This is a genomic window from Corynebacterium sp. HMSC06G04 (assembly GCF_001807365.1).
Classification (GTDB): Bacteria; Actinomycetota; Actinomycetes; order Mycobacteriales; family Mycobacteriaceae; genus Corynebacterium; species Corynebacterium simulans.
The window spans coordinates 126,264-150,336 of the sequence record NZ_KV788589.1; the positions used below are offsets into that span (position 1 = coordinate 126,264).

The 24,073-nt window shown below is 59.6% G+C and carries 22 protein-coding genes; 16 read left to right on the forward strand and 6 right to left on the reverse strand.

Features of this window, described 5'->3' with window-relative positions; all coding sequences use genetic code 11:
• The first annotated feature begins 24 nt into the window (after nucleotides 1-24).
• Both HMPREF3158_RS00610 and ppk2 read left to right on the forward strand, forming a co-directional pair.
• Nucleotides 25-891 (forward strand): fumarylacetoacetate hydrolase family protein, encoded by an 867-nt coding sequence (locus tag HMPREF3158_RS00610; RefSeq protein ID WP_070432747.1) that lies wholly within the window; start codon nucleotides 25-27, stop codon nucleotides 889-891.
• A 71-nt stretch (nucleotides 892-962) separates the two neighbouring features.
• The gene (gene ppk2 / locus HMPREF3158_RS00615) at nucleotides 963-1,850 is read left to right on the forward strand and encodes a polyphosphate kinase 2 (RefSeq protein ID WP_070496886.1); all 888 of its coding nucleotides are present in this window, start codon (nucleotides 963-965) and stop codon (nucleotides 1,848-1,850) included.
• Nucleotides 1,851-1,878: 28 nt separating this feature from the next.
• Here ppk2 and HMPREF3158_RS00620 read toward each other — a convergent pair whose 3' ends face one another.
• The 3 genes from HMPREF3158_RS00620 to HMPREF3158_RS00630 form a co-directional block, all read right to left on the reverse strand.
• Nucleotides 1,879-2,895 carry a glycosyltransferase 87 family protein gene (locus tag HMPREF3158_RS00620; protein WP_083291014.1) on the reverse strand — a complete coding sequence of 339 codons (1,017 nt, stop codon included), beginning with the start codon at nucleotides 2,893-2,895 and terminating at the stop codon, nucleotides 1,879-1,881.
• A 418-nt stretch (nucleotides 2,896-3,313) separates the two neighbouring features.
• On the reverse strand, nucleotides 3,314-4,792 hold the full coding sequence (locus HMPREF3158_RS00625) for a glyceraldehyde-3-phosphate dehydrogenase (RefSeq protein WP_210386613.1): 1,479 nt from the start codon (nucleotides 4,790-4,792) through the stop codon (nucleotides 3,314-3,316).
• A 37-nt stretch (nucleotides 4,793-4,829) separates the two neighbouring features.
• The gene (locus tag HMPREF3158_RS00630) at nucleotides 4,830-5,822 is read right to left on the reverse strand and encodes a nitronate monooxygenase (protein WP_070432762.1); all 993 of its coding nucleotides are present in this window, start codon (nucleotides 5,820-5,822) and stop codon (nucleotides 4,830-4,832) included.
• Between the two features lie 65 nt (nucleotides 5,823-5,887).
• Here HMPREF3158_RS00630 and pth point away from each other — a divergent pair, with 65 nt between their 5' ends.
• From pth to HMPREF3158_RS00675, 9 genes are all read left to right on the forward strand, one after another.
• Complete coding sequence (gene pth, locus HMPREF3158_RS00635; RefSeq protein WP_082787612.1) at nucleotides 5,888-6,601, forward strand: aminoacyl-tRNA hydrolase; 714 nt, start codon at nucleotides 5,888-5,890, stop codon at nucleotides 6,599-6,601.
• A 38-nt stretch (nucleotides 6,602-6,639) separates the two neighbouring features.
• A complete protein-coding gene (locus HMPREF3158_RS00640) occupies nucleotides 6,640-7,470 on the forward strand; it encodes an SDR family NAD(P)-dependent oxidoreductase (RefSeq protein WP_061921412.1) in 831 nt (276 codons plus the stop codon).
• Nucleotides 7,471-7,522: 52 nt separating this feature from the next.
• The gene (locus tag HMPREF3158_RS00645; RefSeq protein ID WP_061921410.1) at nucleotides 7,523-9,163 is read left to right on the forward strand and encodes a peptide chain release factor 3; all 1,641 of its coding nucleotides are present in this window, start codon (nucleotides 7,523-7,525) and stop codon (nucleotides 9,161-9,163) included.
• Nucleotides 9,164-9,322: 159 nt separating this feature from the next.
• Nucleotides 9,323-9,415 (forward strand): potassium-transporting ATPase subunit F, encoded by a 93-nt coding sequence (locus tag HMPREF3158_RS13325; RefSeq protein WP_061921406.1) that lies wholly within the window; start codon nucleotides 9,323-9,325, stop codon nucleotides 9,413-9,415.
• Entirely contained in the window at nucleotides 9,412-11,064 is a 1,653-nt protein-coding gene (gene kdpA / locus HMPREF3158_RS00655; protein ID WP_061921404.1) for a potassium-transporting ATPase subunit KdpA, read from the forward strand. Before HMPREF3158_RS13325 ends, kdpA begins: the two co-directional genes overlap by 4 nt.
• A complete protein-coding gene (kdpB, locus tag HMPREF3158_RS00660) occupies nucleotides 11,061-13,193 on the forward strand; it encodes a potassium-transporting ATPase subunit KdpB (protein ID WP_061921401.1) in 2,133 nt (710 codons plus the stop codon). Before kdpA ends, kdpB begins: the two co-directional genes overlap by 4 nt.
• A 3-nt stretch (nucleotides 13,194-13,196) precedes the next feature.
• Entirely contained in the window at nucleotides 13,197-13,934 is a 738-nt protein-coding gene (locus tag HMPREF3158_RS00665) for a potassium-transporting ATPase subunit C (protein WP_082778573.1), read from the forward strand.
• A 104-nt stretch (nucleotides 13,935-14,038) separates the two neighbouring features.
• Entirely contained in the window at nucleotides 14,039-16,714 is a 2,676-nt protein-coding gene (locus HMPREF3158_RS00670; protein ID WP_070496891.1) for a DUF4118 domain-containing protein, read from the forward strand.
• Nucleotides 16,714-17,463 (forward strand): response regulator, encoded by a 750-nt coding sequence (locus HMPREF3158_RS00675; protein WP_062035551.1) that lies wholly within the window; start codon nucleotides 16,714-16,716, stop codon nucleotides 17,461-17,463. Before HMPREF3158_RS00670 ends, HMPREF3158_RS00675 begins: the two co-directional genes overlap by 1 nt.
• Here HMPREF3158_RS00675 and HMPREF3158_RS13000 read toward each other — a convergent pair.
• On the reverse strand, nucleotides 17,441-17,611 hold the full coding sequence (locus HMPREF3158_RS13000; RefSeq protein WP_201057402.1) for a hypothetical protein: 171 nt from the start codon (nucleotides 17,609-17,611) through the stop codon (nucleotides 17,441-17,443). The genes HMPREF3158_RS00675 and HMPREF3158_RS13000 overlap by 23 nt on opposite strands.
• Entirely contained in the window at nucleotides 17,608-17,874 is a 267-nt protein-coding gene (locus HMPREF3158_RS13005; RefSeq protein ID WP_062035552.1) for a patatin-like phospholipase domain-containing protein, read from the reverse strand. The genes HMPREF3158_RS13000 and HMPREF3158_RS13005 overlap by 4 nt, the downstream gene beginning before the upstream one ends.
• Nucleotides 17,875-17,959: 85 nt before the next feature.
• Between HMPREF3158_RS13005 and HMPREF3158_RS00685 the strand changes: the two genes are divergently transcribed.
• Together HMPREF3158_RS00685 and HMPREF3158_RS00690 are read left to right on the forward strand one after the other, a co-directional pair.
• Nucleotides 17,960-18,340 carry a hypothetical protein gene (locus HMPREF3158_RS00685; RefSeq protein ID WP_062035553.1) on the forward strand — a complete coding sequence of 127 codons (381 nt, stop codon included), beginning with the start codon at nucleotides 17,960-17,962 and terminating at the stop codon, nucleotides 18,338-18,340.
• Between the two features lie 2 nt (nucleotides 18,341-18,342).
• On the forward strand, nucleotides 18,343-18,885 hold the full coding sequence (locus HMPREF3158_RS00690) for a gamma carbonic anhydrase family protein (protein WP_062035554.1): 543 nt from the start codon (nucleotides 18,343-18,345) through the stop codon (nucleotides 18,883-18,885).
• On the opposite strand, the gene HMPREF3158_RS00695 is transcribed toward HMPREF3158_RS00690, so the two are convergent.
• Nucleotides 18,882-19,535, reverse strand: a complete 654-nt coding sequence (locus tag HMPREF3158_RS00695; RefSeq protein ID WP_062035555.1) for a hypothetical protein — start codon at nucleotides 19,533-19,535, stop codon at nucleotides 18,882-18,884. The genes HMPREF3158_RS00690 and HMPREF3158_RS00695 overlap by 4 nt on opposite strands.
• A gap of 136 nt (nucleotides 19,536-19,671) precedes the next feature.
• Between HMPREF3158_RS00695 and HMPREF3158_RS00700 the strand changes: the two genes are divergently transcribed.
• The 3 genes from HMPREF3158_RS00700 to HMPREF3158_RS00710 all read left to right on the forward strand — a co-directional run bounded on the left by HMPREF3158_RS00700 (nucleotide 19,672) and on the right by HMPREF3158_RS00710 (nucleotide 24,069).
• A complete protein-coding gene (locus tag HMPREF3158_RS00700; protein ID WP_062035556.1) occupies nucleotides 19,672-22,059 on the forward strand; it encodes an MMPL family transporter in 2,388 nt (795 codons plus the stop codon).
• 2 nt (nucleotides 22,060-22,061) lie between these two features.
• Nucleotides 22,062-22,661 carry a TetR/AcrR family transcriptional regulator gene (locus tag HMPREF3158_RS00705; protein ID WP_061921380.1) on the forward strand — a complete coding sequence of 200 codons (600 nt, stop codon included), beginning with the start codon at nucleotides 22,062-22,064 and terminating at the stop codon, nucleotides 22,659-22,661.
• Between the two features lie 196 nt (nucleotides 22,662-22,857).
• Nucleotides 22,858-24,069, forward strand: a complete 1,212-nt coding sequence (locus tag HMPREF3158_RS00710) for an NAD-dependent epimerase/dehydratase family protein (RefSeq protein ID WP_061921377.1) — start codon at nucleotides 22,858-22,860, stop codon at nucleotides 24,067-24,069.
• The last annotated feature ends 4 nt before the right edge of the window (nucleotides 24,070-24,073 follow it).

Consider the following 24,073-nt stretch of genomic DNA (forward strand, 5'->3'; position numbering starts at 1 on the left):
GCAACTCCGCGTAGACTTTCCGACATGAAACTTGCCACCTTGCGAACCCAGTTTGGCACCACTGCGATCCGCATCGACGGCCCCGGCGTGGGCGTGGAGCTCGACTTTGACGACGTCGGCCAGCTCCTGCAGGCCGAGGATTGGTGCAAGTCCGCGCAGCTTTCTGGCGAGCCGATTGCTTTCCGCGAGCAGGACTTAGCGCCCGTCATCCCGACGCCGTCGAAGATTATCTGCGTGGGCGTCAATTACGCCAAACATGCGCGTGAGATGGGGCGTGAGCTGCCTGAGCAGCCTACCTTGTTCATTAAGTTTCCGGAGGCGCTCACCGGCCCCTACGACGATATCTATGTCCCCGACTGGGCCACGAGCAAGCTCGACTATGAGGGCGAACTCGCCGTGGTTATCGGCTCTCGTGCGCACAATGTTGCGATGGCAGACGCGCTCGAACACGCCGCAGGCTACGCCGTGATGAATGATTACACGCTGCGGGATTTCCAGCGGCGTACCACTCAATTCCATGCCGGCAAATCTTTCTACCGCACTGCTGGATTCGGTCCATGGCTGACCACTTCTGATGAGTGGGCACCCGGCGGCAACGCGCGCATTACCACCACCGTCGATGGCGAGGTGCGCCAGGCAGATAACACCGATGACCTGATTTTCTCCGTCGCAGAGCTCATCGCGTTCTGCTCAAAGCTGTACCCGCTTAATCCCGGCGACGTCATCGTAACCGGCACGCCCGAGGGCGTGGGATTTGCGCGTGAGCCACAGGCTTTTATTCAGGACGGCCAAACCGTCCGCATTGAGGTCGAAGGCTTAGGAGCTATCGAAAACACCACGCACTACGGCGAAGCGCCTTCTGGCTGCGGGCCCGAGTGCACGTGTGGTTAATTACTATGCTTGTGCATAATTGCCCTGGATTTATTACCTATCTTCGCAGATAGCGGGCTAAAGTTAAATGCATGAGCAAGAAATCCAAAACCGCCCCTGCCAAGCTCGATAAGGAAGCTTACGAGGAAGAACTCAAGCGCCTGCAGGCCGAACTCGTCGAGATGCAGCAGTGGGTTGTAGAAACCGGTGCCCGCATCGTCATTATCATGGAAGGTCGCGACGCTGCGGGTAAGGGCTCTGCTATCAAGCGCATCACCCAGTACCTCAACCCCCGCACCTGCCGCATCGAAGCTCTGCCTAAACCCACCGACCGTGAGGCCGGCCAGTGGTACTTCCAGCGCTACATCGAAAAGCTTCCGACCGCGGGCGAAATAGTCATTTTTGACCGCTCCTGGTACAACCGCGCCGGCGTCGAGCGAGTCATGGGCTTTTGCTCCCAACAGGAATACGTCCGTTTCTTGCACCAGGCGCCCCAGCTCGAAAACATGCTTGTTGAAGACGGCATTATTCTGCTGAAGTACTGGTTCTCCGTCTCTGACGAGGAGCAGATCGCGCGCTTTAAGTCCCGCCGCAACGATCCGCTGCGCCGGTGGAAGCTCTCCCCTATGGATCTGCAGTCCATCACCCGCTGGGAGGACTACTCCCGTGCAAAGGACGAGATGTTCGTCCACACCGATACCCCGAACGCTCCGTGGTACACCGTTGAATCTGAAGACAAGAAACGCTCGCGTATCAACGTCATCAACCACATCCTAAAGACGGTTCCGTATCAGCACGTCGAGCAGGTGGTTCCGGAGATTCCGGAGCGCCCAGCTGAAAGCGGCGAGGAATACCAGCGCCCGCCGCGCGATGAGTTCGCCTACGTCCCCGATGTGGCCGCCGAACTTGAGCGCGACAAAGTTGCCGCTCACAAGGGCAAGAAGAAAAAGAAGGCTAAGAAGCACAAGTCAGACAAGTAGTCATCCCCGGCAACCGCTATCCCGCCCGCTAAGAATTAACCCGCGGCCGCGGGGCGCGCACGGCAAGCACAAGGTATGCCACTGCGATGAGGACGAAGTCTGCTGCGCATATCGCCGCCCACCACTGCGTGGTATCCAAACCGTCAACGAACCAGTGTGGTCCAATGAAGGTAAGCAGCATCGTCGCGATCGCCACGGGCGTAGCGCCCGGCACCCCACCACGGGTCCAACGCACGAGCTGCGGGAGAAGCAGCACCGGCAACCAAACCCAGTGATGCGACCAGCTCACCGGGGAGATAAGAAGTGCTACAAGCGAGTTGAGTCCTAGCAGCACCACCATGTCACCGCGGTGTCGCCACATGGTCACCGCGATGACGCAGAAGGCCACCAGCGACGCGCCAACCCACAGGCCGTGGCCCTCCCCTGGCCCGAGGGCACGCTCAACGACGCCGCGGAGAGATTGATTGCCCACGTAATCGATTCCACCGATCCGGGTCGGATCGCCCAAGGTATGCGTCCAGTATTCGCGGGAGTCGGCCGGCAAGACGAGTGCTGCCAACAGCGTCGCTGCAATTCCGGTCGCTACGGACATCGCCGCAGCCTTAAATTGCCGGGTGATAAGGAAATACAGGCCAAAGACCGCAGGAGTAAGCTTGATGGCCGCCGCAAGTCCCACGCCCCACCCACGGAGACTGCGGCGACCAAAGACATCGGCGAGCACGAGAAACATCAGCACGATGTTGATCTGGCCAAACATGAGGGTCTGCCGCACGGGTTCTGTCACCAAGGCCAACGCAAGCAGCCCGGTGCTCAGCCACCCTTTGCTGCCACCGAGATACTCAGCAAGCCCCAGCATGTCCACGATACGGTGAATGCACCACCAGAGCGCCGCGGTTGATACTGCGAGCATGATAACCGCTGCGACCGAGTGCGGCAGAAGCGACAACGGGGCAAAAAGCATTGCGGCCAACGGCGGATATGTAAAAGGCAAATGCGCCCCACGCACATCGAAGCCGTCGTCGTAGAGCGACTGGCCTGTCAGCACCGCGCGACCGCCTGCAGCGTAGACATCAAGATCGATGTAATACCGGAGGTGAAAACCTCGTAATACTGATGGTGCCAGCGCCGCGCACAACGCAGTAATAATGACAAGCCTTCCCCAAGGCGTACCGATCAGCCATTGCCCGGCGTTTATCCACCGAGACGCAGGAGATTGATTGCTACCAGCATTTTCAGCTATTTCAGCGCTTTGGGCACGGTGTGGTTGCGAATGCCTGGGTTTAGATTTCACATCGAAACATCCTAAAACTCAGCCGTGGATACACGTAGTCGAACAACCCACTCAGGGGTACGTGCGCCCTAGCACTACAACCCGATCCCATGCCTGCCTAAACAAAGACCCCTGGAGCCACACCGAAAATGTGGCCCCAGGGGTGGGTAGCGCTTAAGCTGCGCGAAAAGGCTTAGAGCTCGTGTGCCTCAACGCGAGCCGGGAATACGCGAGGACGTGCGCCTGCGATGTCCTCGACGATGCGAATTACCTGGTTGGAGTAGCCGAACTCGTTGTCGTACCAGACATAGAGAACCAGGTGCTTGCCGGAAGCGATGGTTGCCAGGCCGTCGACAATGCCGGCGTGGGTGGAGCCGACGAAGTCAGAGGAGACAACCTCCGGAGAAGCAATGTAGGAAATCTGCTGGCGCAGGTCAGAGTGCAGGGAAACGTTGCGCAGGAAGTTGTTGACCTCGTCGCGCTCGACTTCCTTCTCCAGCTCCAGGTTCAGCACTGCCATGGAAACGTCCGGGGTAGGAACGCGGATAGCGTTACCGGTCAGCTTGCCCTCAAACTCCGGAACAGCCTTGGAGACTGCCTTCGCAGCACCGGTCTCGGTGAGAACCATGTTGAGACCAGCTGCGCGGCCACGACGGTCACCCTTGTGGAAGTTATCAATCAGGTTCTGGTCATTGGTAAAGGAGTGAGCGGTCTCCACGTGGCCGTGGACAACGCCGTAACGATCATTGATGACCTTAAGAACAGGGGTGATGCCGTTGGTGGTGCAGGATGCGGCAGACAGGATCTTGTCAGAATCCTCGATGGTGTCATCGTTGATGCCGTAGACGATGTTCTTCAGATCGCCCTTGCCCGGTGCGGTCAGCAGCACGCGGTCGATGCCCTTGGACTGCAGGTGCTGCTCCAGGCCAGCGCGGTCACGCCATACGCCGGTGTTATCAACCAGGATGGCATTGTTGATGCCGTAAGCGGTGTAGTCGATATCAGCCGGGTCGTTGGCGTAGATCATCTGAATCTTGGTGCCGTTTGCCCAGATAACATCGTTTTCTTCATCCACAGCGATGGTGCCGTTGAAAGCACCATGAACGGAGTCGCGGCGCAGCAAGGAGGCACGCTTGAAGATATCGCCGTCGCCCTTCTTGCGGGCAACGATGGCACGCAGACGGACGCCGCCGTATGCAGCCTCACGAGCGATCAGGATGCGGGCCAGCAGACGGCCGATGCGGCCAAAGCCGTAGAGCACAACGTCGGTGCATTCCTTATCAACAGCAGCGCCAACCAGGTCGCAGAGTTCCTGCTCCAGGTAGTCGCGCAGGTTGTTGGCGTCAGACTCAGAGTAGCCAGCAGCCAGGCGGCCCAGGTCGATGGAAGCAGAGCCCAGGTTCATGTCGCACAGTTCCTTCAGGATAGGAAGGGTCTCTGCGGTGGAAAGTTCGCGCTTTGCAATACGGCGTGCGTAGCGGTGCGCCTTCATGATGTCGATGTCCGTCACGCCATTCAAGTTGCGGCCGTAGATGGTGGCAACAACGTTGTTGGTGCGGTGCAGTTGGTGGATCAGCGGGATCATTTCCTGAGCAAGCTCAAGGCGCTCGTTCCAGTCAGCATGTCCAACCTGTGCGTTCGCAGTCACGTGTTCTTTTCCTTTACTCGTCATGGGGGGTAAACCAACATTCAACCGTAAATATTAACGCCTAGTGTTGCCCGTTTTGGCATAGACGCCACAGGATTTCCGCCACACTACCCCCGTTTATTTTCTCCACCTGCTCCCCCACCAGGCAATAGGCCACTGCAGCATCCTGTTCTTGGCGGCGTGGTTTCAAAATCGGATTCAAGAAGGGGTACATCGGGGGCATTTTTGGGTGGGCCCGAGTGAACTCAGTTTCCAGCCCGCGGGCAAAGCGGCCGGAAAACGCACGAGTGGATACACTCTTGCCGCCGCTTGCAAGAAGCTCGCGATTAAAGGCGCTGGTTCCAGCCTCCTCAGCCAGCAAGAAGGCCGAACCACAGCTGACCGCTTCAACGCCTGGCCATGAAAGGGCTCGGGCGACGTCTTCGGATGTACGCAGTCCACCTGCGGCAATCAGAGGTAAAGGGGCGTCGCCAAGCGCGGCGTAAACTGCCGCCACCAGCTCCGGCAGCGGGCGCCAATCCGGCTCCGCTTCAGCATCCCAGACCCCGCGGTGCCCGCCGGCCTCAGGCCCCTGCACACACAACGCGTCTACCCCAACTTTGGCAGCAGCGATAGCTTCTTCCGGCGAGGTAACCGTGGTCCAAGCCTCCGCTCCCGCAGCGTGGATACGGTCAATCTCGCCAAGACTAAAGGTACCGAACATGGACCACAGCACCGCCGCGCCGCCATCTAGCGCTAGCTGGAGCTTGTCCTCCCATCCGTTGGAATAGTCGACGCTAGGAACCTCCACGCCTTCTGATTCCGCCATAGCGCGCACCGCCGCCATCGAGTCTTCACCCAGCGGCTTCTGCGGGCAGAAAAGATTTACCCCAAAATGCTCACCCTCGCAGGCCGCAATCTGTTCCCGCGCCGCTTCGAGGGAAGCAGTGCCCAGTGCCAAAGCACCAAAGGAGCCGGCTGCCGATGCCGCCAGAACGCTGCGCGGGGTCGTGGGTCCCCCGGCCATGGGGGCGGGAAGTATTCTGGCTTCTAAGCTTTCAAGTAGTGTGCTCATCTCGCCCACACTAGGCAAAGGATGCGCGTAAGCTATTTTTTACTCCCCACATTAAGGTGTGTTTTATGTCTTCCCTCGGCGCAACCATCAAGGAATGTTTGCAGCAGCTTCGCTCTTCGGCGGGTTCTAAAGCAAGTACGGTGAAAGAGGGGCTTCACCGGAACACAGCACGCCAGAAGCAGGCTCCCCTGCTGGAAGTTTCCGACCTTTCTGGCCAATGGCTCGTGGTGGGCCTTGGCAACCCCGGCGCGCAGTACGCCGCGACGCGCCACAACGTGGGCTACATGGCAGTCGATGACCTTTTAGCCGATTCCGGAGATATCCTGCAGCCGGTTAAGGGCCATAAATTGTCCGCGGCGCAGGTAATGGTGGGCGATATTGCCGTAGTCGTTGCCCGTTGCGCAACTTTTATGAACTTGTCTGGTGACCCGATCGCTCCCTTCGCAGAGGAATTACAGATTCCAGCGGAGCGCATCATCGTGATTCATGATGAGCTCGATTTGCCAGCGCATAAGATTCGCATCAAGGTAGGCGGCAATGAAAACGGTCACAACGGGTTGAAGTCCTTGAGCGAACGCTTGGGAACCCGCGAGTACCCTCGCATACGCATCGGCATCGCCCGCCCGCCGAAGGGCACATCCATTCCGGATTATGTCCTGGGGCCGGTGGATTCCGGTACTGGTTTCGACGCCGCAATCGCCACGGCTGCCGACGCCGTGGGGCTCATCGTTTCCCGCGGCATTCAATTCGCGCAGAATGAGATTCATTCCCGCAAGTAACCCACCAGAGAAAGCTCATAACCCCTAAGCTTTAATTCATGAGCCACGACCCACAAACCATCGTCATCACTGGTGCCTCTGACGGCATCGGCGCTGCAGCAGCCCGCGTGCTCCGCGCTCAACGCCCGCAGGATCACCTGGTGCTGGTTGGCCGTAATCCCGAAAAGACCAAGGCTGTGGCAGAAAGCGTGGGGGCTTCCTTCCACCTGGCGGACTTTGAGTCTTTGGGCCAGGTGCGCCGCTTGGCAGAAGAATTAGGTGAGCTCGAGGAGATTCACGCGTTGGGAAACAATGCAGGCGGGATCTTCGATGGCCCCTTCACCACGGCAGATGGATTTGAACGCACGTGGCAGGTTAACGTGGTGGCGCCTTTCCTGCTGACTTCCTTGCTGCGGGAGAAGCTGCGCAAAACGGATGCCACCATCGTGCAAACCGCTTCGGTGGCTAACTTCTTGATGTCTGCATTCGATCCGGGCGATCCAAATACCTTCCAGAAGTTCACCGCAGAGCGTGCCTACGGCAACGCCAAGCTGGGCGATATTTTGCTTACGCAGTATCTCCACGCTCATGGGATGACTTCCGTGGCCTTCCACCCCGGCGTCTTGGCAACCAACTTTGCACGGTCATCGCAGACCCGCACGAGCAAGTTCTACACCGGCGCCATCTCCAAGTACTTTGGAAAAGCCCAGGCCGGCGGCGAGAGCCTTGCATATTACCTCACTGGCACGCCGGGCGTGCACTTTGAGTCTGGCCAGTATTTCAACAGCAAGCGCAAGCCGGGCATGCGTCGACCGATGGCCAAGAAGGCAAGCGTTGCTCGCCGCATCTTCGATGACTTGGGCGAGCAACTTGGCGTGGACTGGAATTAATTGCTGCGGCGCGATTCCAGCACTTTAGGTCAAGACCGCTAAACTTACGCGCATGAGTATTGCCTCCGAAGCCACCCGCCGTCGTACATTTGCCGTCATCGCCCACCCGGACGCCGGTAAATCCACCCTTACGGAGGCGCTGGCGTTGCATGCGCACATCATTAATGAAGCAGGTGCCGTGCACGGCAAGGGAAACCGTAAAGCCACGGTCTCTGACTGGATGGAGATGGAAAAGGACCGCGGTATCTCCGTAGCTTCTTCTGCCCTCCAGTTCGAGTACGCCCCGGAGGGCCATACGGGTGAGCCTTACATGATCAACCTGGTCGATACCCCGGGCCACGCGGACTTCTCGGAGGATACCTATCGCGTTCTTACTGCGGTTGATGCCGCAGTCATGCTTATCGACGCCGCGAAGGGCCTGGAGCCACAGACCCTCAAGCTCTTCCGTGTGTGCAAGGCCCGCGGTTTGCCGATTGTTACGGTTATCAATAAGTGGGACCGTGTCGGCCGCGAACCGCTGGAGCTCGTGGACGAGATCGTCAACGAGATTCAGCTACAGCCCACCCCGCTGTACTGGCCGGTCGGCATCGCTGGTGACTTCCGTGGCTTGGCGCACATCAATGAAGACGGCGAAGCGGATAACTACATCCACTTCATCCGTACTGCGGGTGGCTCGACCATCGCACCGGAGGAGCATTACGATCCGAGCGGCGCTGAGGCCAAGGAAGGTGATGCCTGGGAGACCGCCGTCGAGGAAGCAGAGCTACTGGCTGCCGACGGCGCGCTGCATGACCAGGAGCTATTCGAGCAGTGCGTTACTTCCCCGCTGATCTTTGCCTCCGCAATGTTGAACTTCGGCGTGCACCAGATTCTCGATACCCTCTGCGCCATCGCCCCGGCCCCGCGCTCGCGCGATTCCGATCCGAAGGCAATCGAGGCGTCCGGCGGCGCCAACGCAGCCATCGACGAGGTCCGCGAGGTCACCGATGACTTCTCCGGCGTCATCTTCAAAGTGCAGGCGGGCATGGACCGCAAGCACCGCGATAACTTGGCATTCATGCGCGTGGTCTCCGGCGAGTTCGACCGCGGCATGCAGGTCACCCACGCCCAATCCGGCCGCAGCTTCTCCACGAAGTACGCGCTGACTGTCTTCGGCCGCACGCGCGACACCATCGACACCGCCTACCCGGGCGACATCGTGGGCCTCGTCAACGCCGGTTCCCTGGCACCTGGCGATACCATCTACTCTGGCAAGAAGGTGCAGTTCAAGCCGATGCCGCAGTTCGCACCGGAGGCATTCCGCATTCTACGTGCGAAGTCTTTGGGCGATTACAAGGCCTTCCGTAAGGGCTTGGATCAGTTGGCTGCTGAGGGCGTCGTCCAGATCCTGCGCAATGAGGCCCGTGGCGACGCAGCTCCGGTGATGGCTGCGGTGGGTCCCATGCAGTTCGAGGTCATGCAGGCGCGCATGGAAGTGGAATACAACGTGGAAACCGTCACGGAGCCCATCCCGTATTCCGTTGCCCGTCGCACCGACGCCGAGTCCGCCTCTGAGCTCGGCCGCCAGCGTGGCGTGGAAATCTTTACCCGCACTGACGGCGAACTAATCGCCCTCTTCGGCGATAAGTGGAAGCTAGCTTTCATTGAGAAGGAGCACCCGGAGCTGACCATGGAGCCACTCGTCGCAGACTAGCTCTTCCCTCAGCGTAGATGTCAAAATCTCGTTAAGACCCAGATGTAGCGGTGCCGATGGGTGCTTTTATACATCCATGGCATTCGACATTATTTTGACGCTTGCCACCATTGTGCTGTTCGTTATCATTCAATGGATAGCTCAGGTGGTGGATAAGCTATGACCTGGGAACTTACTGTAGGCGCGATTCTAGGGATCGCGGCCGTCATCTATTTGCTCATCGCTCTGTTGCACCCTGAGGACTTCTCATGACCGGGGTTATCGGCGGGTATATCCCGTTCGTCGCGGTATTCACGCTCCTCGCCGTGCTGTACGTCCCACTGGGCGGGTACATGGCAAAGGTTTTCACAGGAGCCAACGATCTCAAGATAGAGAAGGCCATCTACAAGGTGTTGGGGGTAGATTCTTCCGCCCGGCAAACTTGGCGCCGCTACGCCGGTAGCCTCTTGGCCTTCTCCATGTTTTCGATCATTGTCTTGTACCTACTGCAACGCCTCCAGCAGTACTTGCCGTGGGCGCACGGCATGGGCCCAGTAGATCCGGACCAAGCGTGGAATACTGCGGTCTCGTTTACAACCAATACCAACTGGCAGTCCTACTCCGGTGAAACTGCGATGTCGCAGCTGACGCAGATGCTCGGCATGACGGTCCAAAACTTCGTCTCCGGTGCCGTAGGCATTTCCGTCGCTGCTGCGCTTATCCGAGGGTTCGCGGCCCGTAACGGCGACGGGCGCATCGGTAACTTTTGGGTGGATCTTACCCGCGTCTGTCTGCGCATCCTCCTGCCCATGGCAACCTTGGGCGCGCTGTTTCTCATGACCCAGGGAGTCATCCAAAACCTGCAACCCCCGGAGACTTTTACCACAGTTACCGGCGCTACCCAGACCATCCCCGGCGGCGCTGTGGCCTCCCAAGAAGTCATCAAGGAACTGGGTACCAACGGTGGCGGATACTTCAATGCGAACTCGGCCCACCCGTTCGAGAACCCGACCGTGTGGTCCAACGCCCTGGAAATCTTCCTCATCCTTGTCATTCCGGTGTCTCTCACTCGCACATTCGGTCTCATGGTCCGCGATACCCGCCAGGGCTACGCCATTCTTTCCGCCATGGCGGTGTTGTACTTCCTGTCACTCGCTTCCGTCACCGCCCTCGAGGCCACTGCTTCCGGCGCTATCGGCGGCGGCATGGAAGGTCGCGAAATGCGGCTTGGTACCATCCCGTCTGCGCTGTTCGCGGTGACAACGACAATGACGTCGACCGGCGCAGTTGATTCATTCCACTCGAGTTACACTCCTCTCGGCGGCGGCCTTCTCATCTTAAATATGCTGCTCGGCGAAGTCTCTCCAGGCGGTGTCGGCACTGGGTTGTACGGCATGCTGGTCATGGCCATTCTGTCGGTGTTCATCGCCGGCCTTATTGTCGGGCGCACACCGGAATACCTGGGAAAGCGCATTGGCGTCGGCGAAATGATCAAGGTCTGCCTGTACGTCCTCGTGATGCCAACCCTCGTGCTGGGCGGAGTGGCACTATCCGTCCTTCTGCCAAGCACCCCAGACTCTCTATCCGCGGCGGGACCGCACGGTTTTAGCGACCTGGTCTACGCATTCACCTCCGCATCCAACAACAACGGTTCGGCATTCGCCGGATTCGGAGCAGACACCTGGTGGTTCAACATCTCCCTCGGTATGTGCATGCTGTTGGGGCGTTTTCTGCCCATCGTTATGGTCCTGGCAATTGCCGGCGCCATGGCCAAGCAACGCATCATCCCGACGACTTCGGGCACTCTGCCGACGCACAGCGGGCTATTCGTCGGCCTGCTGATAGGCGTCGTTCTCATCGTCGGTGCACTAACATTCCTTCCCACTCTCGTCCTAGGACCGATTTTGGAGGCGACTCTATGAGCTCGACCACATCTACTTTTTCCGCAGAGCAGCTCAAGGCCACGGTGCCTTTGGCTCTGCGCAAGATGAGCCCGAAAGAGCTCGTTAAAACGCCGGTGATGTTCTTAGTAGAGGTGGGCGCTGTGTTCACCTTCATCATCGCCTGTACCCAACCGACTTTGTTTAGTTTCTCCATTTCTCTCTGGCTCTGGGCCACGGTGTTCTTCGCAACCTTTGCTGAAGCCTTCGCAGAAGGTCGTGGCAAGGCTCAGGCGGACGCCCTACGTCGATCACGGACGACCACCACTGCCCGTCGCATCACCTCCACGGTCCTCGTCACCGCCGGGTCCGGCTCCGGCCGCACCAACGTTGAGCTCAGCCCGGCCAACTACGAGACCGAAGAAGTCCCCTCAACCGAGCTGGCCAAAGAGGATGTCGTCCTCGTAGAAGCCGGTCAGACCATTCCAGCCGACGGCGACGTCATCGTTGGGGCGGCCTCCGTGGACGAGTCAGCCGTCACCGGCGAATCCGCCCCGGTCATCCGAGAATCTGGAGGCGACCGGTGCGCCGTCACCGGTGGTACCCGCGTGTTGTCTGACTGGGTCGTAATCAAGGTCACCAACGAGCCCGGTCAGTCCTTCATGGACCGTATGATCGGTTTAGTCGAAGGCGCCAATCGCCAGAAGACCCCGAACGAGCTTGCCTTGTCCACGCTCCTCAACGTATTGACCCTGATATTCCTGCTCGTTGTCATGGCGCTAGCCCCGACCGCGGCATTTAATGGTGCGGCGCAGGATCCCCTGGTTCTTGTCGCCTTGTTGGTCTGCCTGATCCCAACCACCATCGGCGCGCTGTTATCCGCCATCGGCATCGCCGGCATGGACCGTCTGGTGCAGCACAATGTGCTGGCCATGTCCGGGCGTGCCGTCGAGGCTGCCGGTGACGTCTCCACTCTGTTGCTTGACAAGACGGGCACGATTACGGTCGGCGACCGCCAGGCCGTGAACGTAATTCCTGTGGGCGGGTACGACCAAGACGAGCTTATATACAAGGTGCAGCTTTCCTCCATGGCCGACGAGACCCCGGAGGGACGTTCCATTGTCAAGCTGGCGGAAGCCGCCCGAGGTGAAATGCCAGAGGAACACTTTCGCAACCTCGAATTCATCGCATTTACTGCGCAGACCCGCATGTCGGGGGTGAAACTCAGCGATTCCGAAATGATCGTCAAGGGCGCGGCCAAGCAGATCATGACAACTGTCCGCGAGCTCGGCGGCACTGTTCCGGCAGAGACCGAGGACGTGGTCAACTCAATTAGTCAAGACGGCGGCACCGCACTCGTGGTCGCCGAGCTCATTAACGCCCCGGAGCCCGGATCCGATCCTCGTGAAGCGACCGCCAATTCCTCCTTGTCACGCGTCCTCGGTGTTATCCATCTCAAGGACATTGTGAAAGACGGCATGGTCGAGCGCTTCAAGACGCTGCGCGAGATGGGCATTCGTACCGTCATGATCACCGGTGACAACGAGCTGACCGCTCAAGCCATCGCCAAGGAAGCCGGCGTCGACGACGTTCTCGCCGAGGCTACTCCGGACCAAAAACTCGCGCTCATAAAAAAAGAGCAGGCCGGTGGTCACATGGTGGCCATGACCGGTGACGGCACCAACGATGCTCCGGCGTTGGCGCAGGCTGACGTGGGAGTGGCGATGAACACCGGTACGACCGCCGCCAAGGAAGCCGGCAACATGGTCGACTTGGACTCAGACCCGACGAAGCTCATCGACATCGTGGGAATCGGCAAGCAGCTGCTCATCACGCGTGGCTCCCTGACGACCTTTTCCATCGCGAACGACGTAGCAAAATACTTCGCCATCTTACCGGCGATGTTTATCACCGCATTCCCGGGGCTGCAAGCCCTCAACATCATGCACCTGCATTCTCCGACCTCGGCCATCTTGTCCGCTGTCATCTTCAACGCGCTCATTATCGTGGCGCTCATTCCGTTGGCGCTCAAGGGCGTGTCCTACCGCCCGGCCAGTGCTTCCGCACTGCTGCGCCGCAACCTACTCATTTTCGGCCTCGGTGGCTTCGTAGCCCCGTTCATTGGCATCAAGATCATCGACCTCATCATTGGTAATGGGTTAGGAATTTAAACCATGCACACTCCTCAGACTCCACAATCCGCGAGGGCACACTCAACAGCAACGGATGAGCCCATCAGCCACGACCTGACGCGCTCGGATGAATTCGGGAACAACCCGGATCTGTACCACGCTGCCGGCGCAAGTCCTTTTAGCACGGGATTCAACGTCCGCGCGCAATGGACTGCGTTGCGAACACTGTTGGTGATGATGCTCATACTGGGCTTCATCTATCCCATGGTCCTCATCGGCGTGGGCAAGCTATCCCCGGATAAGTCCAACGGTGGCCTCCTACGCGACGCCAACAACGAGATCGTCGGCTCCCGCCTCATCGCCAACCCCGTCGAGGGAGACCAGTGGTTCCAGCCGCGGCCGTCCGCCGCAGGCGACAATGGCTGGGACGCTATGTCTTCGTCCGCATCCAACGCCGCCGTGGTCTCGCAGGAATATCAGGACGAGATTGCAAAGCGCCGCGCAGAGGTCGCTGCCCGCGAGGGCGTGAGTGAAGACCGCGTGCCTGTCGATGCCGTCACGGCTTCCGGCTCCGGTCTTGACCCGCACATCTCCACCGCGTACGCCGAGATCCAGGTGCCACGCATAGCCAAGGCCACCGGCCTAGGCGAGGACGATCTCCGTCAGCTTATCAAGGACAACCAGGTAGGGTTCATGAACTCCTTTACTGGAAGCCCGAATGGTGTGGCCGTCAACGTAGTCACACTCAACTACGACCTCGCTAAGCTTGTCGCCGAGTAATCCTCTTTTCGCCCCGTGCCCGCCCGCGCGGGGTCTGTCTCCGTCTTTCTCCCCTCGACACACGCCGCCCAGAATAAACACTCCCAAGGATATAATTGGTAACTATGTCTGCCTCTGAGTCTCCTCGAGCGACTACCGACTCTGCGCCCTTCGAGCCATCCCACAGCCACCGTGGAAAACTCAAAGTCTACCTTGGCTTTGCCCCCGGCGTGGGCAAGACCTGCGCCATGCTCAACGAAGCACATGAATTGCAGCGGCAGGGGCTTAACGTCATGGTCGGCGTCGTAGAAACGCACGGCCGGAAACGCACCGCGGAACTGGTCGAGGGTTTAACCGTCATCCCGCGAAAGAAAACCACCTATCGCGGGCGGGTCTTCGAAGAGCTAGATGTCGACGCCTGCTTGGCACTTGCTCCAGACGTGCTTCTCGTCGACGAGCTCGCGCACACCGTCGTCACCGGTGATGCCGAGTTCGCAGCCACAGAAGTCTCGCAAAAGCGTTGGCAGGACGTCTACACGCTGCTTGACGCCGGGATCGACGTCATCTCAACGCTCAACATCCAGCACCTCGAATCGCTCAACGACGTCGTAGCGGCGGTCACAAACACCCGGCAGCGTGAAACCATCCCCGATCAGGTGCTCCGCGATACCGACCACATCGAGCTGGTCGACTTATCCCCCGACTCGCTGCGTATCAGGCTCGCGCGGGGCGAGATCTACCACGGAGCCATGGCGGCCAAGGCCCTGGAGAACTACTTCCGCTTGGGAAACCTGACTGCCCTGCGCGAATTGGCGCTGCTGTGGTTGGCTGACAAGGTCGAAGAAGGTCTCGCGGCCTACCGCGAGAACCACGAGATCGACTCGACATGGCCGACCCGCGAGCGCCTCATCGTAGCGGTGTCGGGCAGCGACGGGTCCGAAGCACTCATTCGGCGCGCCGCCCGTATCGCAGGAAGAGTTTCGGGCAGAGAAATGGTGGCGGTCTACGTCGCCAGCAACGAGGGTTTGACCTCCAACCAAACCCCTTCCGCGCTGCGCCGTCTGCAAGAGCTGGTGGAAGATCTCAATGGCCAGTGGCGCGTGCTCATCGGCGACGACGTCGCCGGCACGCTGTTGGAATACGCACGCTCTATCAACGCGTCGCAATTGGTTATCGGCCGCCGGCCACGCTGGGGGCACACTCTTGCCAATGGAGTTGCCGAGCGTGTGATCGATGGCTCGGGCACGATTGATGTCCACATCGTCTCCCTGTCCTCGTCAGATGACCCCCAGCCAAAACGGCCGCGGCGAGGCACGATTTTCGGCCGAGTCCGCCTACTGACCGGTTGGTTTGCGGCGTTGCTCTTCCCCCCGGGGTTTACGGTGCTCATGTTGCTCTTTAATCCGGAGGAAAAGTTCTTGAGCCCCATCCTGCTGGGATTTCTCACCATCGTGGTCTTTAGCGCCATCGCGGCCGGCGTGTGGCCGGCGCTGCTCGCGGTCATCAGTGGTTCGCTGTTGGCCAACTGGTTCTTTACCGCTCCCACCCACACGTTGAGTATTACCGAGCCGGAGTCGATAACCTCGGTGGGCTTCTTCATCATCATCGCTCTGACCGTGGCGTATATCGTGGACTACGCTGAACGGCGCGCAGACGAAGCGAAACGACGTCAAACACAGGCCGTCATCATGGCAGACCTTGCGCGCGGCGTCATTTACGAGGGGGCGGATCTCAAATCACTATTGCGGCGACTTGGCGAGACTTTTTCGTTGGACAAGGTCCTCCTTCAGCGCTATTCCAGTGAAGACAAGAAGTGGTGGACCATCGAGTCCAACGCGGAGTCCTCGGATGTAGTTGTGGCACAGCAAAAAAGTCGTGCCGGTGAATCCGCCAACCACGTGGGGATCGGTGACTCACTGCGCCTAGTCATCGGCAACCGGGAACTCAGCCCGTCTGAGATCGATATGATCGAAGCCCACGGTGCTCGCATTACCGCCATTCTCGACCGGCAGGAAATGGAAGCGATGCGACGGGCGACCTCAGCCCTGGAATCCTCCAACCGAGTCGGTTCCACGCTGCTCACCGCGGTCTCGCACGACCTACGAACGCCGCTAGCCGGCATCACCACGGCAGTCTCCGGACTCACGCTCGGCGACGTCGAAATCTCTGAGGCAGACCGTCAGGCCCTCATCAACACCATCGAGTCCTCGGCGCACCGTCTCGAGATAGTTATCAATCATCTGCTTGACATGTCTCGCCTCAATACGGGGATGCTTCGACCAAACTCGCAGGCTATTGATGTCGCGGACATCGTCGACGCTGCGCTCGATGAGCACAGCGTCTCTGCAGGAGGCGTGCGTGTGGACATCCCTGTCACGCTGCCCCCGATCCTCGCGGATTACGGCCTCGTCCAGCGCGTACTAGCAAACGTCATCGCCAACGCGGTCAACCACGGCGCGGGCACCCACATCGATATCACGGCGCGCGAGGCACACCTGGCCAGCGTGGCCGACGATGCCGCTTCAATCGGGCCTTCTGGCCTTCGCGACGACCATAACATCGTACAGATTAGGATTGCTGATCACGGCCCTGGCATTCCTCGAGACCAGTGGGATAGCTTGTTTCTGCCTTTCCAACGGCTATCAGATGACGCCTTGGGGCTCGGCCTGGGTCTGGCCGTGGCCCGTGGTTTCACTGAAGCCATGGGCGGACACATCTACCCCGCCGAGACCCCCGGTGGCGGCGCGACCATCGTCATCGAAATGCCTTGTACCTCTACACCCGAAGGTGGAAAGCAGTAGTGTCCCAACTCCATTCATCCTCTGCGGCACCCGAAGCCGACCAAGGGCCCCGCATCCTCATCGTTGAAGACGACCATACGCTAGCCCTTGCGGTTTCAATCAACCTCAAGGCGCGGGGTTATCAAGTTCGCGTTGCAAAGACAGCAGCCTCCGCCCTGAAAATCTCTGGGCAGTGGCAACCCCAGGCAGTTCTGTTGGACCTCGGCCTTCCGGACACGTCTGGTCTAGAAGTCCTGCGCTCGCTGCGCACATGGTCGACTGTGCCCGTCATCGTGGTCTCCGCCCGCCATGAACAAGAGGGCAAGATCAACGCCCTCGACGAGGGCGCCGACGACTACGTCACCAAACCGTTTTCCACTGGTGAGCTGCTCGCCCGGCTCCGATCCGCCCTACGCCGCGCCGCCACCGCCTTCGCCACCGAACGAGTGAACCCCGTACTCGTCTCCTCGGATAACCGGTTGCGCCTCGACCTTGCCCAATCAAGTGTCTACGTGGATGACTCACGCATCCACCTCACACCCATTCAATGGAAAATCGTCGAATACATGGCCCGCAACTACGAGTCTCTCGTCAAAAGCACCGATTTGCTACAGGCAGTGTGGGGCAAAAACTATGAGCGAGAGACCAATTATCTGCGCGTGTACATGTCGCAACTGCGCCACAAGCTCGAGCCGGATCCGTCACGTCCGCGCTATTTCCTCACTGAGCCGGGCTTGGGCTATCGCCTTAATGGCTTCGCCCCCGCATGATGGCCAAAGTCGCGAGCGGGATGATGATCGTCACGACGGCAACGTCGAGGGCGCGCACGTACATGTTCATGTCGGCCTGCTCGTGGATATCGTCGCGCGTGATGTAGACGGACTTGCCCGTATCTGCGCGCGTCGTCGCCAGGTTCATCTCCGCCGGGTTCGCCTGAAATGCTTCGAAGTCGAAGGCAGTTCCTTGTCCGAGGAGCGCTCGTAGATATACTCCGCGTTGAAATACCCCGTGCCGCGCAGCACCGAGGCCACCCCGCCGAAGCTCGGGTTATGGGCGAAGTCCACGAAGGAATCCTTCGCCCGCCACGCGTCGCGCGAAAGGTAATTCACGGTGTGCGAGGACCCCGCGGACACGCCGCCCACCCAGCCAAACTGCACGTCTTCCTCGATGAGCTTGACCACGCAGGCCGCCGCCTTCAAAAATCAGGGCGGTATCTTTTGCATCAATCACGTTGTTTTACCGTACGCGGCTGCTTACGATGTTCACATGGGATTACTTGACGCGCTCCGCTCGCTCACCGGCCCCAAGGCCCCGCGCCTCGCCACGCCCGAGGCTGGCGCGCCCGTCGTCGAGGTCGACCATCTCGCGGTCCACACCGCCGGAACCTTGCTCATCGTCGTCACCGACTCTTCCGGCGCCGCAGCCCTCCGCGAGGTCGCCCGCGCCGCCGAGCCCGCCTGGCTTGCCGATGCCCCCACCCGCGTCTTCTTCTCCCCCTCCCCGCGCCCCGAGGTTCCGGTCCGCGATCCCAAGAAAGGCTGGGCCATCCCGCTCGACCCGGACACGCGCGCCACACTCCTAGAGACCCTGCGCGCCGAGCCGGGCGACTACGAGCTGTCCAAAACCCTTGCCATCTCCGTGGAGTAATCATGCTCATTCTTCCCTTCAACGGCCTCCGTCCCCGCATCCACCGCAGCGCGTTTATCGCGCCGAACGCCACGATTATCGGCGACGTAGAAATCGGCCCCGACGCTTCCGTCTTTTACGGCACGGTCCTGCGTGCCGACGTCGGCGCCATCCGCATTGGCGCACGCACGAATATCCAGGACAATTGCGTACTCCACGTCGACTGCGACGCAGACTGCATCCTCGAAGACGACGTGACTGTAGGTCACATGGCGATGGTCCACGGCGCACACGTCGAATCCGGAACGCTCGTGGGTATGCAGGCCACTGTGCTCTCGCGCTCGCATGTCGGTACCGGCTCGCTCATCGCCGGCGGCGCCGTGGTCCTCGAAGGCCAGCAGATCCCGGCGCGCTCGCTCGCTGCTGGCGTGCCCGCCAAGGTCCGCCGCGAGCTGAGCCCCGAGGAATCCGCCGCGTTTATCCCGCACGCCGCGCGATACGTCGAGACCGCCCGCGGCCAGGCGCCCGAGTCCGAGTCCCTGCGTCTCGAGGACGTCTCGTTCTAGAGCGAGACCACACCCATGATGATGAGGAAAACCGCAACCGCGTAGCCCGAGTACAGCGCGACCTGGGTCGAGTTGCGGCGCGCAGCCGCGAAGACGCGCCCGGCTGGGCTGTCCGGGTAGTGGCGCACCATCGCGAGTCCCAGGCCACAGAGCGTGGGCAGGCTCAACGCCAGGCAGGCGTAGAGCAGGCCTGCGCTCACCCGCGAGCTCACCGAAAGATCGCCTGCGGCCAAGTGCATGAGGCCGTAGTAGAACGGCACCGAGGTGAGCGATTGGATAATGCCCATCGCGAAGCCGACAAGCGCCGTAAGCAACGACGGGGTGCGCAGCGGGCCTAGGAGTTTCTCCACGAGCGGGTTCGACTCGCCTTTGGAGCGCCACGCGCCGAGCGCGAGGAGGACGCCGACCACGATGAGCACGATGCCCGCGATGGGCGAGTCGAGCACCGAGATGATCTGGTCCTTGATGCCAAGGAAGATAGAGAACACGAGCGCCGTCGCGGCAAGCACGCCCAGCCAGTCTCCCACAACCACGAGCGTAGCGATCTTGCGATACATCCCGCGCGGCAGCATGATGCCAATCGCGACGAGGATGCCGATGAGCAGCGCATTCACGGAGTCAAGGAGAGCATAAAGGACGGCATGGAGCATGCGCGCAAGTCTACAGCGCTTATGCAGCGCCTCCCCAAACCGATCCCAAATCGAAAACTTGCATAGCAACTGCAAGTTTGCGTAAGATGTGCAATATTGCAGAAGTAACGCAAACTTAATCAAAGGAAGTCTGTACATGTCGAAATTCCTCTACCGGCTCGGTAGTTGGTCATACCGAAAAGTGTGGCCATTTCTCGCGTTCTGGCTCGTAGTCCTCGTGGGCTTCGGTGGCCTCGCGGGCGCTTTTGCCAAGTCCCCTACCCCAACCTTTTCCATGCCTGACATGGATTCCACCGTCACTCAGGAAAAGATGATGGAGCGCTTCGGTAATGAAACCGATGCCATGAGCGCGCCTAGCGCCACCATCACCATTCAAGCTCCAGAAGGCGAAAAGCTCAGTGACAAAGAAGTCATGGGCGAGGTCGATTCCATGATCGAGGAGTTGCAAGGCACGGACGCGCTGCGCGATTCCGACAAGATTGTCAATCCCGTCATGGCCGCGATGGGCATGGAAAAGCAGCTGACTGAAAAGATGTCGGCGCAGGGCATGCCTGAAGAGCAGATCCAAGAAAACCTGGCTGCCTTATCCCCGCTCAGCGAGGATAAGCGCACAGGCACCATCTCCATCGAATTCGATGCAGATACCGTCACCGACATCCCGCAAGAAGAGATGGCTGCGGTCACGGATATTCTGCGCGACTACGACGAGGGCGACCTCACTGTGAAATACGGCGGCAACGCCTTCAACGGCGCCACCGAGATGAACATGGTCTCCGAGGTCATCGGCCTCATCGTCGCGGCCGTCGTGCTGCTTATTACCTTCGGCTCGTTCGTAGCCGCAGGCATGCCGCTTATCTCCGCCGTCATTGGCGTGGGCGTCGGCCTGCTGGGCGTCCAGCTCGCCACCATCTTCACGGACTCTGTCTCCGATCAGACCCCGATGCTGGCCTCCATGATCGGTCTCGCAGTGGGCATCGACTATGCCCTGTTCATCGTCGCTCGCTTCCGCAACGAGCTGATTACCTCCTCTGGTCTCAATGACTTGAACCCCAAGGAGCTGGCCGCAGAGCTTAAGAAGATGGACAAGGCTACCCGCGCACATGCAATGGGCATGGCGCTCGGCACCGCCGGTTCCTCCGTCATTTTCGCCGGCATCACCGTGGTCATCGCCCTCGCCGCGCTGACCATCATTGGCATTCCGTTCCTTTCCACCATGGCCATCGCAGCCGCAGCCACCGTGGTCATCGCGGTCTGCGTAGCACTTTCCTTCCTACCGTCCCTCCTCGGCCTGTTGGGCACCAAGATCTTCGCAGGTCGCGTTCCCGGTCCTAAGGTTCCGGATCCAGAAGATGAAAAGCCAACGATGGGCCTAAAGTGGGTACGCCGCGTGCGTGCGCATCCATTCCTGCACCTAGTTGCCGGCGTGCTGTTGCTGGGCATCCTCGCACTTCCGGCTGCCAACTTGCGCCTTGCGATGCCGACAGATGGCACCTCCAAGCTAGGCACCCCCCAGCGCGATGCCTACGAGATGACCGAGGAGGCATTCGGCCCGGGACGCAATGCTCCGATGATCGCTTTCGTCGACGTCGCGAACGTCGCCGAGCAAGACCGCCTGCCTGCATTCCAGCAGATTCTGCAGGAATTCAATGACACCGAAGGCGTCGTCAATGCCCAGATCGTGGCAACCACCGACTCCCAAGATGCCGCGCAGATCATGATCACCCCGTCCACCGGCGCGACCGATGAGGAAACCACCCAGACCTTGGAGCGTCTGCGTGATTACCAGGGCGAGTTCAGCGAAAATACCGGCGGTAGCTACGGCATCACCGGCATTACCCCAATCTTCGATGACATTTCGCAGAAGCTTTCCGACGTCCTGGTCCCCTACATCGCCATCGTCCTGGGCCTCGCCTTCCTGGTGCTGCTATTGGTATTCCGCTCCATCTGGGTACCGCTGATTGCCGCGGCCGGCTTCGGCCTATCAATGGCCGCCACGTTCGGCATCACCGTCGCTATCTTCCAGGAAGGCATGTTCGGCATCATCGATGACCCACAGCCACTGCTTTCCTTCCTGCCGATCATGCTCATCGGCCTGACCTTTGGCCTGGCGATGGACTACCAGGTCTTCCTGGTTACCCGCATGCGTGAAGGATTTGTCCACGGCAAGACGGCAGGCAACGCCACCTCCAACGGATTCAAGCATGGCGCCCGCACCGTGACCGCGGCGGCGCTGATCATGATCTCCGTGTTCGCGGCCTTCATGCTCATCGACCTCCCCTTCATCAAGACCATGGGCTTCGCACTCGCAGTCGGCGTCTTCATGGACGCGTTCGTCGTACGCATGATGCTGATTCCGGCCACCATGTTCCTACTCGATGACAAGGCGTGGTGGATGCCAAAGTGGCTGGCGAAGATTCTGCCCAACCTCGATGTAGAAGGAGAAGCCCTGAGCGCGCAGCGGGAAGAACTCCAACAATTCCAGCGCGATAAGGTAGAAGCAAAGTCCACCGGAAAAGGAGCATAAAAATGGCGAGCTTGCGGGAAGCAAAAAAGCGGGCCACGCGCCACGCCATCGCAGATTCTGCCGCACGCCTGGTGCTCGCTGAAGGAGCGGAAAAACTCACCGTGGCGCGCATTGCGGAGGTCGCCGGGGTCTCCCCACGTACCTTCCACAACTACTTCACCTCTGCTTCCGATGCGCTTTTGTTTTTCACCGCAAGCGTCCTTGAGTCCTTCTCGGAAAATATCGACGAGCTCTATCCCGAGGCTGACATCAACGAGTTCTTTGAGCACCTAGTCTCGGATATTCTGGAATCCGAGGACGAAAACCTGCATTCGATTGCTACCTTGGTGGCCATCGGCGAGAGTCTCGAAGGGCTTAGCCACACTGCCGAAGAGCGTCAACGCTACGAGTCTTGTGCCGAAGACATCCTGAAGTCCTTCAGCACGCGAATGGCCGACTTTTCCGAAAGAGAAATGCGCGTCATTTTGACTGCCCATGGCGCGGCCGCACGCCTTGCCCTGATGGAAATCAATGCCGCAGAAAAGGAAGGCCATGCTTTGAGCATTGAAGAAAAGAAGCAAATCGTCAGCGAATGCCTTGCAGCGCTGAAAAAGATTTCCTAATCGATTTCTCAAGCACTGCGCTTTCCTGCAGTTCACTGAAAATTCACCCCGGACCGGCGGCGACACCTGCCGGTACCGGGGTACTGTCGTATAAGTCGTATTTTCCGCCCACAGGCCTCGCTCCTCCGGGCAAAGATAGACCTTCCTGTCAGCGCATGTTCGCATGCATCCCTCGAGTAAGTTTGGAGTGTTCACAGTGAAGATTGCGATTCTGGGCGGCGACGGTTTCTGTGGATGGCCAGCATCCCTCTATCTGTCCGACCAGAGCCATGACGTCATCATCGTGGATAATCTCTCACGCCGCGCTATCGACGAGGAACTCGGCGCGAGTTCGTTAACCCCCATCGTCTCGATTGAGGAACGCATCGCGGCATGGCATGAGGTCTCCGGCAAGACCATCGCTTTCCACAACTTGGACGTTGCTCAGGACTACGACGCTTTGCTCGACTTCCTGGTAACTGAACAACCGGATGCAGTAGTGCACTTTGCTGAGCAGCGCGCTGCTCCTTATTCCATGAAGAATTCGCGTACCAAGCGTTACACGGTGGATAACAACATCAACGCCACCCATAACCTGCTGGCCGCCATCGTGGAATCCGGCCTCGACATCCACGTGGCTCACCTCGGCACCATGGGCGTCTACGGCTACGGCACCGCGGGCATGGAAATCCCGGAAGGCTACCTCGACGTACAGGTCAAGGTGGAGGGCCAGGAGCCAATCGAGCAGTCCATCCTCTACCCTTCCAACCCAGGCTCGGTCTACCACATGACCAAGGTGCTGGATCAGCACCTTTTTGCCTACTACGTCAAAAACGATGAGCTGCGCGTCACCGACCTACACCAGGGCATCATCTGGGGTACTCACACCGAGCAAACACTTAAAGACGAGCGCCTCATCAACCGCTTCGACTACGACGGCGACTATGGCACGGTGCTCAACCGCTTCCTCATCCAGGCAGGTATCGGTTACCCGCTGACTGTCCACGGCACCGGTGGCCAGACCCGCGCTTTCATCCACATCCGCGACATGGTCCGCTGCATCGAATTGGCTCTGGAGAATCCACCGGCCAAGGGCGAACGCGTAAAGATCATCAACCAGATGACAGAAACCCATCGCGTGCGCGACCTTGCAGAACTCGTCGCCGAGCTTTCCGGTGCGAAGCTCGCCATGGTGCCGAACCCGCGCAAGGAATCGGCAGAAAACGAGCTGCACGTTTCCAACAACACCTTCTTGGAACTTGGCCTTGAGCCAACTACCTTGAGCGAGGGGCTCCTCCACGAGATCGAGGAGGTAGCAAGGCGCTACGCGGACCGCGTGGATCGCTCCAAGATTCCAGCGCAGTCGCTGTGGACGAAGCAGCAACAGGTTGGAATTCCGGAGGAATTCCTCGACAAGGCCGCTCACTAACCCC

Excerpts from the sequence above, each read along its gene's own strand:
- HMPREF3158_RS00610 (WP_070432747.1), top strand. The coding sequence starts at position 25 with ATGAAACTTGCCACCTTGCGAACCCAGTTTGGCACCACTGCGATCCGC.
- ppk2 (WP_070496886.1), top strand. The coding sequence starts at position 963 with ATGAGCAAGAAATCCAAAACCGCCCCTGCCAAGCTCGATAAGGAAGCT.
- HMPREF3158_RS00625 (WP_210386613.1), bottom strand. The coding sequence starts at position 4,792 with ATGACGAGTAAAGGAAAAGAACACGTGACTGCGAACGCACAGGTTGGA.
- HMPREF3158_RS00630 (WP_070432762.1), bottom strand. The coding sequence starts at position 5,822 with ATGAGCACACTACTTGAAAGCTTAGAAGCCAGAATACTTCCCGCCCCC.
- pth (WP_082787612.1), top strand. The coding sequence starts at position 5,888 with ATGTCTTCCCTCGGCGCAACCATCAAGGAATGTTTGCAGCAGCTTCGC.
- HMPREF3158_RS00640 (WP_061921412.1), top strand. The coding sequence starts at position 6,640 with ATGAGCCACGACCCACAAACCATCGTCATCACTGGTGCCTCTGACGGC.
- HMPREF3158_RS00645 (WP_061921410.1), top strand. The coding sequence starts at position 7,523 with ATGAGTATTGCCTCCGAAGCCACCCGCCGTCGTACATTTGCCGTCATC.
- HMPREF3158_RS13325 (WP_061921406.1), top strand. The coding sequence starts at position 9,323 with ATGACCTGGGAACTTACTGTAGGCGCGATTCTAGGGATCGCGGCCGTC.
- kdpA (WP_061921404.1), top strand. The coding sequence starts at position 9,412 with ATGACCGGGGTTATCGGCGGGTATATCCCGTTCGTCGCGGTATTCACG.
- kdpB (WP_061921401.1), top strand. The coding sequence starts at position 11,061 with ATGAGCTCGACCACATCTACTTTTTCCGCAGAGCAGCTCAAGGCCACG.
- HMPREF3158_RS00665 (WP_082778573.1), top strand. The coding sequence starts at position 13,197 with ATGCACACTCCTCAGACTCCACAATCCGCGAGGGCACACTCAACAGCA.
- HMPREF3158_RS00670 (WP_070496891.1), top strand. The coding sequence starts at position 14,039 with ATGTCTGCCTCTGAGTCTCCTCGAGCGACTACCGACTCTGCGCCCTTC.
- HMPREF3158_RS13000 (WP_201057402.1), bottom strand. The coding sequence starts at position 17,611 with ATGAACCTGGCGACGACGCGCGCAGATACGGGCAAGTCCGTCTACATC.
- HMPREF3158_RS00685 (WP_062035553.1), top strand. The coding sequence starts at position 17,960 with ATGGGATTACTTGACGCGCTCCGCTCGCTCACCGGCCCCAAGGCCCCG.
- HMPREF3158_RS00690 (WP_062035554.1), top strand. The coding sequence starts at position 18,343 with ATGCTCATTCTTCCCTTCAACGGCCTCCGTCCCCGCATCCACCGCAGC.
- HMPREF3158_RS00695 (WP_062035555.1), bottom strand. The coding sequence starts at position 19,535 with ATGCTCCATGCCGTCCTTTATGCTCTCCTTGACTCCGTGAATGCGCTG.
- HMPREF3158_RS00700 (WP_062035556.1), top strand. The coding sequence starts at position 19,672 with ATGTCGAAATTCCTCTACCGGCTCGGTAGTTGGTCATACCGAAAAGTG.
- HMPREF3158_RS00705 (WP_061921380.1), top strand. The coding sequence starts at position 22,062 with ATGGCGAGCTTGCGGGAAGCAAAAAAGCGGGCCACGCGCCACGCCATC.